Raw genomic sequence first — 14,159 nt, 5'->3', positions numbered from 1 at the left:
CAAGTGACTTGCGACCCATGCCCGACAACCTTCTTTCCCTCAGCAGCGTGCCGCTGCACACCCAACTGCGCGACGTGCTGCGCGCGCGCATTCTTGACGGTGAATACCCCCAAGGCGGCCAGATGCCCTCGGAAAGCGAGCTCGGTACGCTGTTTCGCGTCAGTCGCATCACCGTGCGCCAGGCTTTGGGCGATCTGCAAAAGGAAGGGCTGATTTTCAAGATCCACGGCAAAGGCACGTTCGTCGCCAAGCCCAAGACCTTCCAGAACGTCAGCACACTGCAGGGCCTGGCCGAGTCCATGACCGGTCGCGGCTACGAGGTGATCAACCGCCTGCGCAGTTTCAAGTTCATCCCGGCGGACAAGTCGGTGGCCGAGCGACTGAAACTGGCGGAAGGCGACGTGGTAACGCAGATCAAGCGGGTGCGGCTGATCAACCGCGAGCCGGTTTCCCTGGAAATCACCTACCTGCCCAAGGCCCTCGGCGAGCGTCTGGAAAAAGCCGACCTGGTGACCCGCGACATCTTTCTGATCCTGGAAAACGATTGTGGCCTGGCCCTCGGTCACGCCGACCTTGCCATCGATGCGGTGCTGGCCGACAGCGACTTGTGCCAGGCACTCGACGTCGAGCCTGGCTCGCCGGTCATGCGCATCGAACGGCTGACCCATGACGCCGGCGGCCAGCCGCTGGACTTCGAATACCTCTACTACCGTGGCGATGCCTTCCAGTATCGCTTGCGGATCGACCGGCAAAAAGGGACGCAGGCATGACCCAGAGCTCCAGGAATATCCTCGAACAGGAATACGACATCGTCGTCATCGGCGGCGGCACCGCCGGCCCCATGGCGGCGATCAAGGCGAAGGAACGCAACCGCGACCTGCGGGTGTTGCTGGTGGACAAGGCCAACGTCAAGCGCAGCGGCGCCATCAGCATGGGCATGGACGGGCTCAACAACGCGATTATCCCGGGCCATTCGACGCCCGAGCAGTACACCAAGGAAATCACCATCGCCAACGACGGCATCGTCAACCAGGCGGCGGTGTACGCCTACGCCACCCACAGCTTCGAGACGATCGAGCAACTGGACCGCTGGGGCGTGAAGTTCGAGAAGGACGAAACCGGCGATTACGCGGTGAAAAAGGTTCACCACATGGGCGCTTATGTGCTGCCGATGCCGGAAGGTCACGACATCAAGAAAGTCCTCTATCGCCAGTTGAAACGGGCGCGAGTCAGCATCACCAACCGGCTGGTCTGCACCCGGTTGCTGACCGATGGGGAGGGCGCGGTGAACGGTGTGATGGGTTTTGACTGCCGCACCGCCGACTTCCATGTGATCAAGGCCAAGGCCGTCATCCTCTGCTGCGGCGCGGCGGGGCGCCTGGGGTTGCCGGCCTCCGGCTACCTGATGGGCACCTATGAGAACCCGACCAATGCCGGCGACGGTTATGCGATGGCCTATCACGCCGGGGCCGAGCTGGCGAACCTGGAGTGCTTCCAGATCAACCCGTTGATCAAGGATTACAACGGCCCGGCGTGCGCCTACGTCACCGGCCCGCTGGGCGGCTACACCGCCAACAACAAGGGCGAGCGCTTTATCGAATGCGACTACTGGAGCGGGCAGATGATGTGGGAGTTCCACCAGGAGCTCGAAGGCGGCAACGGTCCGGTGTTCCTCAAGCTCGATCACCTGGCCGAGGAAACCATCCAGAACATCGAGGAAATCCTGCACAGCAACGAGCGCCCCAGTCGCGGGCAGTTCCACGCCAACCGGGGCACCGATTACCGCACGCAGATGGTGGAGATGCACATTTCCGAGATCGGCTTCTGCAGCGGTCATTCGGCCTCTGGAGTGTGGGTCAACGAGCGGGCCGAGACCTCGGTCAAGGGTTTGTACTCGGCGGGCGACATGGCGGCAGTGCCGCACAACTACATGCTCGGCGCGTTCACCTACGGCTGGTTTGCCGGCCAAAACGCGGCGGACTTTATCGCTGACAAGGATTTTTCGGCACTGGATACTCAGCAGATCGAGCAGGAAAAAAACCGCGTCTACGCGCCGCTCGACCGTGCGCATGGCCTGCCGCCGGCCCAGGTGGAATACAAGCTGCGCCGCTTCGTCAACGATTACCTGCAACCGCCGAAGGTCAGCAAAAAAATGCAGATCGGCCTGCAACGCTTCAGCGATATTCAGCGCGACCTTGATCAGCTCAAGGCCCACAACGCCCACGAATTGATGCGCGCCATGGAAGTCAGCGTGATCCGCGATTGCGCCGAGATGGCCGCCCGCGCCTCGCTGTTTCGCGCCGAAAGCCGTTGGGGGTTGTACCACTACCGGGTCGATCATCCGCAACGCAACGACAGCGACTGGTTCTGCCATTGCCATTTGAAGAAAGGCGAGGACGGCGCGATGACCTCGTTCAAGAAAGCCGTCGAGCCCTACATCATCGCCCTCGATGCCGACGAACTGCAGGCCTACGACCGGCTTCGGCTCGGTGCCGACGCGGCGTGAGCCCTATACCCAGAGAGAACGCCCATGGCCTATCAACCCCAGGAAATCTTCTTCCGCTCCAATGCCCCCGTCACCGTGGACGAGGACAAATGCATCGCCCACAAGGGCTGCACGGTCTGCGTTGATGTCTGCCCGATGGACCTGTTGGCGATCAACCCGGCCACCCAGAAGGCCTACATGGCGTTCGATGAATGCTGGTATTGCATGCCCTGTGAAAAGGACTGCCCCACAGGAGCGGTGAAAGTGGAGATTCCTTATTTGCTGCGGTGACTGAGTAGACGCCTTCGCGAGCAGGCTCGCTCCCACAGTTTTTCAGCGGCGACTCGGTCCGATGTGGGAGCGAGCCTGCTCGCGAAGAGGCCACCACAGCCCCCAAAAAAGCCATCCGGCCACTCCGGACGCTAAAACCAGAACACCCCTCGTTTCCCACCGCGCCCTGATCGTGGCGGAGACGAACATCCAATCAATGATTCGAGGGGACACACCCATGTTATTGCGTGCAGCGCTGGCCGGTCTGGTACTGGCTTCATTGACCTTGCCTGCCCAGGCAGAAACCATCCGCATTGCCATCGGTACCCAGGACACCACCATCAACTGCGCCGCCGGCGGGTTGTTGATCCGCGAGCTCGGCCTGCTGGACAAATACCTGCCCCACGACGGCGCGTACAAGGACGCCGAGTACGACATCCAGTGGAAAAATTTCACCAGCGGCGCGCCGCTGACCAACGAGATGGTCGCCGGCAAACTCGACTTCGGCGCCATGGCCGACTTCCCTGGGGCGTTCAACGGCGTGGCGTTCGAGACCGCCGGCAAGCACAGCCTGTTCATCAGCGTGCTGTCGGGCAGCACCCAGGGCAGCGGCAACGGCATTGTCGTGCCCAGCGCCTCGAGCGTGCAGTCCCTCGCCGAGCTCAAGGGCAAGACGATTTCCGTACCGTTTGCTTCCACCGCCCATGGCATGTTGCTGCGAGCCGTCGCGGCCCAGGGCTGGGATCCGCTCAAGGACGTGAACATCATCGCCCAGCCGCCGGAGGTCGCCGGCTCGGCGCTGCAAGCTGGCAAGATCGATGCCCACGCCGATTTTGTACCGTTCGCCGAACTGTTCCCCAGCCGCGGTTTCGCCCGCAAGATCTACGACGGTGCCCAGGCCAGGACGCCGACTTTCCACGGCGCGCTGGTGGATCAGGCCTATGCCAGAAAGTACCCGGAAATCGTCGTCGCTTATTTGCGCGCGACCATCGAGGCCAATCAATTGCTGGCCGCTGAGCCTGAGAAATACAGCGAGCTGATCGCCAAGGTCACCGGGGTGGATGCCGAGGTCAATTACCTGTTCCACGGGCCGCTGGGCGTACAGACCCGCGACCTGACCTGGAAACCCGAATACCGGCAAGCCGTCGGCACCGCGATCGACACCCTCAAATTGCTGAAGAAGGCTGATCGCGGCCTGGACCTCAACACCTTCATCGACGATCAGTACATCCGCGCCGCGTTCAAGGCATCGAGCCTGGATTACGCCGCGCAACTGGGCAACTACGCCCAGACGCCCCTTGGCAACCCCGATGCCTTGACCGGCCAGCCCATTACCGATCCCCGCCATGTGGCGCAGATCTGGGTACGCGGCGAGCCGACAGTGCGTCATTACGCCTCGGCGCAATCGGCCTTCACCGCGCTGGCGAATCTCAAACAGGAAGGCAAGGGCATCCGCGCCGTCTACGCCCAGGCCAGCGACAGCGGGATCAAGCTGCTGGCCGAGCAGGCGTGGTTCGCCAGCGATGCCAAGGGCCAACTCAGCGCGTTCCTGTTGAAAGGGCAGGCTGAGCAATTTGCCACGGCCGAGGGCGGCAAGGTCCTCGATTTTACCGAAGCTACCACCCAGGCAGTCGCCGCCCGCTGACCTGACTCGACCGAAAGCAAACCTGTGGGAGCGAGCCTGCTCGCGAAGGCGTCAGATCAGCTGAAATTGATTTGATTGATACAGCGCTTTCGCGAGCAGGCTCGCTCCCACAAGGGATCTCCATGACTGAGGGGAAATCAGTGCATCCATCACCCAAACGCTGGCTCCTGCGAGCCGCTTCCTTGTTGCTCTGCCTGCTGTTCTGGCAGCTCGCCGCCAACGGCCATTGGGACCTCGGCCTGGTGACCTTCGCCAACGTCCCGGCCCCGCTGGCAGTGATCGAGGCCGCGCTCGGCCTGGGCGAGTCGGGCAATCTCGTTCGGCACTTGGGCAGCAGCCTGGGGCGGGTCTTCGCCGGGTATGGCGCGGCGTTGCTGGTGGGCGTGGCGCTGGGCCTGGCCATTGGCCGTTCCCGGTGGGCCGAGGACCTGTTGCTGCCACCGCTGGAAGTGCTGCGGCCGATTCCGGCGGTGGCCTGGATCCCGCTGGCGATCCTGATGTTTCCCTCGTCGGAACTGTCGATGGTGTTCATCACCTTCACCGGTGCGCTGTTCCCGATCCTGCTCAACACCGTGCACGGCGTCGAAGGAGTGGACCGGCGACTGGTCGCATCGGCGAAAAGCCTGGGGGCAGGGCGCCGGGCAATCCTGCTGGAGGTGATCCTGCCGGGCGCGGCGCCGAGCATCATCACCGGCCTCGCCATCGGCATGGGGACGTCCTGGTTCTGCCTGGTGACGGCGGAAATGATCGCCGGCCAGTACGGCATCGGCTACTACACCTGGGCGTCATACACCGTGCAGAACTACCCCGACATCGTCGTCGGTATGTTGCTGATCGGCGTGCTGGGCATGGGCAGCAGTTTGTTGATCAAGCGCCTGGGCGGGCTGTTCACGCCTTGGCACCGACCCCGAGGAAAAGCCTGATGAGCGCGATGCAAACCCCTGAAGGGCGGATCGATATCCGCCAGTTATCCATTGTCCTGGGCCAGGGCGCCCAGGCTTTCGAAGCAGTGCAGGGGCTGGATTGCCAGATCGAGGCCGGCCAGTTCGTCTGCATCCTCGGGCCGTCCGGCTGCGGCAAATCGACGTTGCTCGGCGCGCTCGCCGGGCACCTGCGACCCAGTGCCGGCACGCTGAATGTCGATGCGCTGCCGGTGGCCGGGCCGTCGCCCCAGCGCGGCATGGTGTTCCAGCAGCACACCCTGTTTCCGTGGCGCAGTGTGCGCGACAACGTCGCTTTCGGCTTGAAGATGCGCGGCCAGGGCAAGCTTGAACGATACCGGGCTGCCGATGAAATCCTTGCCCTGGTGGGCCTGGAAGGTTTCGCCGGACACTGGCCGGACCAACTGTCCGGCGGCATGCAGCAACGGGTGGAGATCGCCCGGGTGCTGGTCAACCGCCCGCGTTTGTTGCTGATGGACGAACCCTTCGGCGCGCTGGATGCATTGACCCGGTTGAACATGCAGGAGCTGCTGCTGGACATCTGGACGCGCATCCGCACCACCGTTGTCTTCGTCACCCACGACATCGACGAGGCGTTGTTCCTTGCTGATCGCTTGCTGGTGATGAGCCCGCGCCCGGGCCGGATCATCGAGGACCTGCGCCTTGATTTCCCCCGGCCACGAACCACCGACCTGGTCACCCGCCCTGAGTTTTCCCGATTGAAACGCCATTGCCTCGAGCTGCTGCGCCATGAAGACGGCCGGCAATTGCCGCGCCTCAATCCCCTCGGGCTTCCTCCTGAAACCTCCTTGCCGCGATTTGCCCTATGACTTCTCTATTCGAAAACACCGACAACGATGACATTCTTGCCCTGCAACCACGCCTGACGGACGACGACGCGGGGGTGCGCCGCATCGCCCTGATCGAACTGGCTGACCTGGAGGAACCCGAAGGCCTGCTGTGGCTCGTCGACCGTCTGGCCCGGGATCCCAGCGCCGAGGTGCGGGCCGAAGCCGCGCGCTTGCTCGAAGCCTGGGAGGACGCACCGGTGGTCGCGGCCCTGTGCCAGGCCCTGACCGATCCCTCCCCGACCGTGCAGGCCGCGGCTGCCCAGAGCCTGAGCCTGCTCAAGGGCGAGGCGGCGGGGGAGGTGATATTGCCTTGGACCACCCACGCAGATGCCCGCGTGCGCATCGCTGCGTTCCGGGCCTTGCGCGAGTTGCGCCTGGGCGCTGCCGCACCGGCTGCGATCGCGGCCCTGGTCGACGCCGATGCCGGCGTGCGTCGCGAGGCGGTTGGCGTGCTGGGCTGGCTCAAGCAGCTTGAGGCTCTGCCGGCCCTGGCCCGGCTCGCCAGCGCCGATCCGGACAGCGAAGTGCGCCGCGCGGCCACCGGCGCCCTGGGCCTGGCTGCGGATGCGCAAGTCTTGCCGGCGCTGCGCCAGGCCTTGCGCGACCCGGCCTGGACGGTGCGTGAAGAGGCCGCCACCACGCTGGGCAAAGTGGGTCACGCCGACGCCGGCCCGGCCCTGATCGATGCCCTGGATGATGATTACTGGCAAGTGCGCCTGCGCGCCACCCGCAGTCTTGGCCGCTTGCGTTATGTCCAGGCGTTGCCGGCACTGATCGAAACCCTGGGCCATCGAATCAGCAATCTGCGCAAGGAAGCGGCGTTGGCGTTGGGCGAGTTGAACAATCCGGGAGCGATCCCCGCCTTGCAGGCAGCCCGGGACGATGGCGACCCTGAAGTGCGCAAGGCCGTTCGCATCGCCTTGGGCCAGTTGCAATGAGTCCGTTGACGATCGGCAATTCCCGGGACAAGGGCCAGTTGCGGCTGAGTTGGCCCGATGGTCGCGAGCAACGGCTGGACCATGTCGAGCTACGCAGGCAATGCCCATGCTCCCAATGCCGGGCGTTTCGCCTGCAAGGGCTGACGGTTCAGGTCGATGCCCGGGTGCGGGTGGTTGAGGTCAATGCCCAGGGGTATGGGGTTCAGCTGGTGTTCAGTGATGGGCACGAGCGGGGGATTTTCCCCTGGGCTTATCTGGCGGGTTTTAGTTGAATCCAACTGTCCGCAGATTTTTTGTGGGAGCGAGCCTGCTCGCGAAGACGGTCTGATTGGGTACATATTCCATTTTTTTTGGTAACGGCCGCGTATGGTTCCGCTCTTACAGCGGGTCACTTTTGGAAGAGCGCCAAAAGTAACCAAAAACGCTCTGCCCCACCACTCGGCACCTCGCTTAGGCTCGGTGTGCCCTCACTCCGGCATTGCTCCGTGGGGCCGCCGCGAAGGGCCGTCCCTGGCCCAGCGCGGCTACCTCGGCATCCATGCCGAGGTGCCCACTGCGCAATGCCTGCGTTCGGCCAGCGTGGTTAACGGGGCGCCCCAGATCAAGATCAAGATCAAGATCAAGATCAAGATCAAGATCAAAAGCGAGGCGGCATATCTCTTCAGCTATACCCCGATCTAACTGTGGGAGCGAGCCTGCTCGCGAAGGCGGTGGGTCAGCTTGCATGGATGTTGAATGTGCTGAAGCCCTCGCAAAAATTCCTCCTAGGAAGAATGTTGTCATTTAAAGACGACGATGAACCCCGTGGCGAGGGAGCTTGCTCCCGCTGGGCTGCGCAGCAGCCCCAAAACCATTCAGCAGGATTCATCCGGACAACAGCAGGTTTTTTACGACTGCTGCGCAGCCGAGCGGGAGCAAGCTCCCTCGCCACGGGTTTATCCTTTTCTTGGGGAAAGAGTATTTCCTTGTGAAAGGTGTTCACCTTCAAACATCCATGCAATCTGACCCACCGCCTTCGCGAGCAGGCTCGCTCCCACAGGGAAATGCAGAACCCACCAAAATCAGGCCCATCAGCCATCCCATGAACTGACTGGCGGCGCTTGTCAGGCAAAACCGACAGGAGTACAAATGTACTCCATGACGACTCTCACTCCCCGCCGTACCGCCATTCTGACCTTCATCCGCGAACGCATCGCCGAGCAGGGCCAGCCTCCCAGCCTCGCTGAAATCAGCGAGGCGTTCGGTTTTGCCTCCCGCAGCGTGGCGCGCAAGCATGTGCTGGCGTTGACCGAAGCCGGTTTCATCGAAGTCAATCCGCACCAGGCCCGAGGCATCCGGCTGTTGAACCAGCCGCCGCGCCCCGAGCTGCTGGACGTGCCGGTGTTGGGTCGGGTGGCCGCCGGCCTGCCGATTGGCGCCGATGCCGAAGTCCACAGCCGCTTGTTGCTGGACCCGGCGATTTTCACCAAGGCGCCGGATTACCTGTTGCGGGTCCAGGGCGATTCGATGATCGAGGACGGTATCCTCGATGGCGATCTGGTCGGTGTACAACGTACGCCCCAGGCCGCCAACGGGCAGATCGTCGTGGCACGCCTGGACGGTGAAGTGACCATCAAGCGCTTCGAGCGAGTCGGCGAGCGCGTGCGCCTGTTGCCACGCAACCCGGCCTACCAGCCGATCATCGTCGAAGCCGACCAGGACCTGGCGATCGAAGGCGTGTTCTGTGGCCTGGTGAGACAAGGCTGATGGGCGCCGTCGTTGCGCTGGACACGCTGTTCAATGGCGGCCAGGTCTGGAGGGGCCGGCCTGCGCCGCCGGCCGCCAGCCCGCAGCCCACCGGTCATGCAGCGTTGGACGCGGCATTGCCCAGTGGTGGCTGGCCGGACGCGGCGTTGACGGAAATCCTCATCGGTGCGCCGGGCGTGGGCGAGTTGCAACTGGTGTGGCCGACCCTGGCGCGGCTGTCGGCGGCGGGGGAACGCATCGTGCTGGTGGCGCCGCCGTTCGTGCCCTATCCCCAGGCCTGGCGAAATGCCGGGGTGGACCTGCGCCAGTTGTCGATCATCCAGGCCGACCCACGGGATGCCTTGTGGGCCACCGAACAATGCCTGCGTTCGGGCAGTTGCGGCGCGGTGCTGTGCTGGCCGCGCCAGGCGGATGACCGGGCTCTGCGTCGCTTGCAGGTCGCGGCGGAAACCGGCCAGACCCTGGCGTTCGCCTGGCGCTCGATCCAGGAAGCGATCAACCCATCCCCGGCGGCCTTGCGCATCGCCATCGATGCCCGCCCGGCACAATTGCGGGTGCTCAAGTCCCGGGGTGGACTGGCCCGTTCGGCGCCGATTGCGTTCACCACGCACACGGGGCATTGAGGTTGCAATGCGCTGGGTCTGTATCCTTTTCCCGCAATTGGCGCTGGACGCCGCGCTGCGCCAGCGCCCCGATCCCGACGAGCCCCTGGCGCTGTTGACCGGTCCGGCCCAGCGCCGAATGTTGCAAGCGGTCAATGAGCCGGCGCGCGCCCTGGGCTTGCGGCCCGGCCAGACCATGACCGCTGCCCAGGCCCTGAGCAAAGGGTTCGCCACGGCCGAATACGACGCGGCGCAGATCGAGCACTGGCAACAATTCCTGGCGGCCTGGGCCTACCGCTTCAGTTCCCAGGTCAGCGTGCATTACCCGCGCACGGTGCTGTTCGAGATCGAATCGAGCCTGGGGCTGTTCGGGCCCTGGCCGGTGTTCGAGGCTCGGTTGCGGGCCGAGCTGACTGAACTGGGCTTCCGTCATCGCATCGTCGCCGCCCCCAACCCCGTGGCGGCGCGGATGTTGGCCAATGCCCATGACGCCTTGGTGGTGCCCGATGGCGAAACCTTGCAAGCGTACCTGGGGCAAATGCCGGTGGACCGCATCGGCCTGGCCGCCGACGTCGCCACGGCACTGTCGCGCATGGGCCTGCGCCGCCTGGATCAGATCCGGGCCTTGCCTCGGCACACCCTGGCGCGGCGCTTCGAGGCCGATGTGCTCAAGCACCTCGACGCGCTGACGGGCAGTCGTACCCTGGCGCTGTCGTTCTACCTGCCTCCGGACCGTTTTGATGTGCGCATCGAACTCAATTACGACGTGCAGTCCCATCAGGCACTGCTGTTTCCGCTGCGCCGGTTGACCGGTGACCTGTCGGCTTTCCTGTGTGGGCGCGACAGCGGTGTGCAGCGTTTCGACTTGCATCTGGAACACGCCGGTCTGCCGGACACGGTGATCAAGGTCGGCCTGCTCAGCGCCGAGCGAGAGCCTTCGATGCTGTTCGAACTGGCCCGTGGTCGTCTTGAACAGGTACAGGTCGAGGCGCCAGTGCGCGGCTTTCGCTTGTGTGCCGACAACCTGCCGAGCTTCGTGCCCCAGCGCCTGGAGTTGTTCGACGAGCGTCCTCAACAGTCCTTGCCCTGGGAACAACTGCGCGAACGGCTGCGGGCGCGCCTGGGGGATGACGCCGTGCTGGGGCTGGGATTCGGTGACGATCATCGACCTGAGTGCGCCTGGCAGATGACTCCCCAGCCGCGGCAACAGGCATGCCCGCTGCGCGAGGAAGTCCAGCGTCCCGGCTGGCTGCTCGGCGAGCCCCAGGCGTTGCCCGAGGGCCAGGCGCGAATCCTCATGGGGCCGGAGCGCATCGAGTCCGGCTGGTGGGACGGAGCCGACGTGCGCCGCGATTACTACCTGATCGAAACCCGCGCCGGGCAACGCGGCTGGGCCTACCGACCGGTGGGCGAGGGCGGGCCGTTGTGGCTCCAGGGCTGGTTCGCATGAGCATCGAATACGCCGAGCTGCATTGCCTGTCGAACTTCAGTTTCCAGCGCGGCGCCTCCAGCGCCCTGGAATTGTGTCGCCGCGCCAAGGAGCAGGGTTATGCGGCCCTGGCGATTACCGATGAATGCACCCTGGCCGGGATCGTCCGGGCCTGGCAGGCGGCCAGGGAGCTTGGACTGCAACTGATCGTCGGCAGCGAAATCCAGGTCGAGGACGGCCCGAAACTGGTGCTGCTGGTGGAAAACCTCGAGGGCTACCAGACCTTGTGCCGGCTGATCACCCGCGCCCGGCGGCGCAGCGAGAAAGGCTGTTATCGCATCGTCCGGGAAGACTTCGACGGACCTCTGCCGGGTTTGCTGGCGCTGTGGATCCCCGAAGGCAAGGCGCCCGAGGAGCAGGGGCGCTGGCTCCAACAGGTTTTCAACAGGCGACTATGGCTGGCCGTGCAGTTGCATTGCGGCCAGGACGATCGCCAGCGGCTGGCGGACTTGCTCGCGTTGGCCGGACACCTGGGCCTTCCCGCCGTCGCCACGGGGGATGTGCACATGCATGTGCGTGGTCGGCGTGCCTTGCAAGACACCATGACCGCCATCCGTCACCACGTCACCGTGGCCGAGGCCGGCCAGCGCCTGCACCCCAACGGCGAACGCCATCTGCGCAGCTTGCAGGCCCTGGCCGATCTCTACCCGCGTGCCTTGCTCGATGAAACCCTGGAAATCGCCCGGCGTTGTACGTTCGACCTCAGCCAGTTGCGCTACGAATACCCCCGCGAGCTGGTGCCCGAGGGTCACGATCCGGCGTCCTGGCTGCGGGAATTGACCGAGCGCGGCCTGCGCGAGCGTTGGGAGAACGGCGTGACAGACAAGGTGCGCGTGCAGATCGACAAGGAATTGAAGCTGATCGCCGAACTGGGCTACGACAGCTACTTCCTCACCGTGCAGGACATCGTCAGTTTCGCCCGCAGCCGCCACATTCTCTGCCAGGGTCGAGGCTCGGCGGCCAACTCGGCGGTGTGCTACGCCCTGGGCATTACCGAAATCGATCCGAGCCGGACGGACGTGTTGTTCGAACGCTTCCTGTCCCGCGAGCGCAATGAGCCGCCGGACATCGATGTCGATTTCGAACACGAGCGCCGCGAAGAAGTCTTGCAGTATGTGTTCCAGCGTTACGGCCGGCATCGCGCGGCGTTGACGGCGGTGGTCAGCAGTTACCACGGCGCCGGGGCGGTGCGCGATGTGGCCAAGGCCTTGGGCCTGCCGCCGGACCAGGTCAATGCGCTGGCCGATTGCTGCGGGCGCTGGAGCGATGAAGCGCCGCCCCTGGACCGCTTGCGCGAAGGTGGTTTCGACCCGGACAGCCCGGTGTTGCGCCGGGTGCTGAGCCTGACCCGGCAACTGATCGGCTTCCCCCGGCACCTGTCCCAACACCCCGGCGGTTTCGTGATTTCCCAGCAACCGCTGGACACCCTGGTGCCGGTGGAAAACGCCGCGATGGCCGAGCGCACCATCATCCAGTGGGACAAGGACGACCTTGATGCGGTCGGGTTGCTCAAGGTGGACATTCTCGCCCTGGGCATGCTCAGCGCGATCCGCCGCTGTTTCGACCTGATCGCGCATTACCGGGGTGTGCGGCATACATTGGCGTCATTGCCCAAGGACGATCGGGCGACGTTCGAGATGATCAGCCGCGCCGACACCATTGGCGTGTTCCAGATCGAATCCCGGGCGCAGATGGCGATGTTGCCCCGGCTCAAGCCCAAGGAGTATTACGACCTGGTGATCGAGGTGGCGATCGTACGGCCGGGACCGATCCAGGGCGGCATGGTGCATCCGTATCTACGGCGACGAAATGGCGAAGAGCCCGTCACTTATCCTTCGGAAAAACTGAAAAAAGTGCTGGGTCGCACCTTGGGCATTCCGTTGTTCCAGGAACAGGTAATGCAGATCGCTATCGTCGCGGCGGACTACACGCCCGGCGAGGCGGACCAGTTGCGTCGCTCGATGGCTGCGTGGAAACGTCACGGCGGCCTTGAGCCGCATCGCGAGCGCCTGGCGGAAGGTATGAAGAACAACGGCTACACGCCCGAGTTCGCCGCGCAGATCTTCGAGCAGATCAAGGGCTTCGGCAACTACGGCTTTCCGGAATCCCATGCCGCCAGTTTCGCCTTGCTGACCTACGCCAGCAGTTGGCTCAAATGCCACGAACCGGCGGCGTTCGCCTGCGCCCTGATCAACAGTTGGCCCATGGGTTTCTATAGCCCGGACCAGATCCTCCAGGATGCCCGCCGGCATCAGTTGCAGATCCGTGCGACGGACGTGCGCGCCAGCGACTGGGAATCCAGCCTCGAACCCCTGGAGGGCCGGCAACCGGCGATCCGCATGGGCTTGCGCCTGATCAAGGGCTTTCGCGAAGACGATGCCCGCCGTATCGAGACGGCTCGCAGACAGCGGCCTTTCAGCGATGTGGCGGACCTTGCCGAACGGGCTCGACTCGATGCCCGGGCCATGGAACAACTGGCCGACGCCGGCGCGTTGCGCGGTATGGCCGGCGATCGTCACCGTGCCCGCTGGGAAATCGCCGGGGTGCAAAAACAACTGGGCCTGTTCGCCGGTTTGCCCAGCGAGGAGGAACCGCCCGTGGTCTTGCCGACGCCCACGGTGGGGGAGAACCTGTTCGCCGACTACGCCACGTTGGGCACCACGCTGGGGCCGCATCCGCTGGCCTTGTTGCGTCCCGAATTGCGCGCCCGGCGCTGCCGCAGTTCGCGGGAATTGCAAGCGGTGGAACACGGTCGCAACGTCAGCGTCGCCGGGCTGGTCACCGGCCGCCAGCGCCCGGGCACGGCCAGTGGCGTGACCTTCGTCACCCTGGAAGATGAATTCGGCAATCTCAACGTGGTGGTCTGGCGCGACCTGGCCGAGCGTCAACGCAAGGTCCTGGTGGGTTCGCAATTGCTTCGAGTGGACGGGCGCTGGGAGAGTGTCGGCGAGGTTCGGCACCTGATCGCCGGGCGTCTGAGCGACCTGACTGGATTGCTGGCGGGCATCAATGTGCGCAGCCGCGATTTCCGCTGAACACCCATACCCTTAGTGTTCACCCTGTCCCCCGGACCAGACAGGACCGGCGCAGAGGCTTCTGCATGAACCAATTGCCAACCCCGCGCTCGAAGCACTAGCACAAGGGACTTGTGGTATGCCGCTTCCCTGCTGGTAGTTTGAGGTGAGAGTCGTT

13 protein-coding genes are annotated in these 14,159 nt (G+C 64.3%); all 13 read left to right on the top strand.

Annotation, left to right across the window (positions count from 1 at the left end):
- Nucleotides 1-17: 17 nt before the first annotated feature.
- The 13 genes from J3P97_RS16900 (at nt 18) to J3P97_RS16840 (ending at nt 14,002) form a co-directional block, all read left to right on the top strand.
- A complete protein-coding gene (locus J3P97_RS16900; RefSeq protein WP_434672330.1) occupies nt 18-770 on the top strand; it encodes a GntR family transcriptional regulator in 753 nt (250 codons plus the stop codon).
- Nucleotides 767-2,506, top strand: a complete 1,740-nt coding sequence (locus tag J3P97_RS16895; RefSeq protein WP_434672329.1) for a fumarate reductase/succinate dehydrogenase flavoprotein subunit — start codon at nt 767-769, stop codon at nt 2,504-2,506. The genes J3P97_RS16900 and J3P97_RS16895 overlap by 4 nt, the downstream gene beginning before the upstream one ends.
- Before the next feature lie 24 nt (nt 2,507-2,530).
- The gene (locus tag J3P97_RS16890; RefSeq protein ID WP_003180418.1) at nt 2,531-2,776 is read left to right on the top strand and encodes a 4Fe-4S dicluster domain-containing protein; all 246 of its coding nucleotides are present in this window, start codon (nt 2,531-2,533) and stop codon (nt 2,774-2,776) included.
- Nucleotides 2,777-2,993: 217 nt separating this feature from the next.
- On the top strand, nt 2,994-4,400 hold the full coding sequence (locus tag J3P97_RS16885) for an ABC transporter substrate-binding protein (protein WP_434672328.1): 1,407 nt from the start codon (nt 2,994-2,996) through the stop codon (nt 4,398-4,400).
- Nucleotides 4,401-4,522: 122 nt separating this feature from the next.
- Nucleotides 4,523-5,323 (top strand): ABC transporter permease, encoded by an 801-nt coding sequence (locus tag J3P97_RS16880; protein WP_434672327.1) that lies wholly within the window; start codon nt 4,523-4,525, stop codon nt 5,321-5,323.
- Nucleotides 5,323-6,171 carry an ABC transporter ATP-binding protein gene (locus J3P97_RS16875; protein ID WP_434601189.1) on the top strand — a complete coding sequence of 283 codons (849 nt, stop codon included), beginning with the start codon at nt 5,323-5,325 and terminating at the stop codon, nt 6,169-6,171. Before J3P97_RS16880 ends, J3P97_RS16875 begins: the two co-directional genes overlap by 1 nt.
- Entirely contained in the window at nt 6,168-7,130 is a 963-nt protein-coding gene (locus J3P97_RS16870; protein ID WP_434672326.1) for a HEAT repeat domain-containing protein, read from the top strand. Before J3P97_RS16875 ends, J3P97_RS16870 begins: the two co-directional genes overlap by 4 nt.
- A complete protein-coding gene (locus J3P97_RS16865) occupies nt 7,127-7,402 on the top strand; it encodes a DUF971 domain-containing protein (protein ID WP_434672325.1) in 276 nt (91 codons plus the stop codon). Before J3P97_RS16870 ends, J3P97_RS16865 begins: the two co-directional genes overlap by 4 nt.
- Before the next feature lie 187 nt (nt 7,403-7,589).
- The gene (locus J3P97_RS16860) at nt 7,590-7,811 is read left to right on the top strand and encodes a hypothetical protein (protein ID WP_434674601.1); all 222 of its coding nucleotides are present in this window, start codon (nt 7,590-7,592) and stop codon (nt 7,809-7,811) included.
- Between the two features lie 447 nt (nt 7,812-8,258).
- Nucleotides 8,259-8,876 carry a transcriptional repressor LexA gene (lexA, locus tag J3P97_RS16855; protein ID WP_305500270.1) on the top strand — a complete coding sequence of 206 codons (618 nt, stop codon included), beginning with the start codon at nt 8,259-8,261 and terminating at the stop codon, nt 8,874-8,876.
- Nucleotides 8,876-9,499 (top strand): translesion DNA synthesis-associated protein ImuA, encoded by a 624-nt coding sequence (imuA, locus tag J3P97_RS16850; protein WP_434573376.1) that lies wholly within the window; start codon nt 8,876-8,878, stop codon nt 9,497-9,499. The genes lexA and imuA overlap by 1 nt, the downstream gene beginning before the upstream one ends.
- Nucleotides 9,500-9,506: 7 nt before the next feature.
- The gene (locus tag J3P97_RS16845; protein WP_434672324.1) at nt 9,507-10,928 is read left to right on the top strand and encodes a Y-family DNA polymerase; all 1,422 of its coding nucleotides are present in this window, start codon (nt 9,507-9,509) and stop codon (nt 10,926-10,928) included.
- Entirely contained in the window at nt 10,925-14,002 is a 3,078-nt protein-coding gene (locus tag J3P97_RS16840; RefSeq protein ID WP_434672323.1) for an error-prone DNA polymerase, read from the top strand. The genes J3P97_RS16845 and J3P97_RS16840 overlap by 4 nt, the downstream gene beginning before the upstream one ends.
- The last annotated feature ends 157 nt before the right edge of the window (nt 14,003-14,159 follow it).

This window comes from Pseudomonas sp. R1-15 (genome assembly GCF_051132085.1).
Classification (GTDB): Bacteria; Pseudomonadota; Gammaproteobacteria; order Pseudomonadales; family Pseudomonadaceae; genus Aquipseudomonas.
The sequence above is the reverse complement of the archived record's forward strand: the minus strand, read 5'-3'. Positions and strand labels throughout refer to the sequence as shown.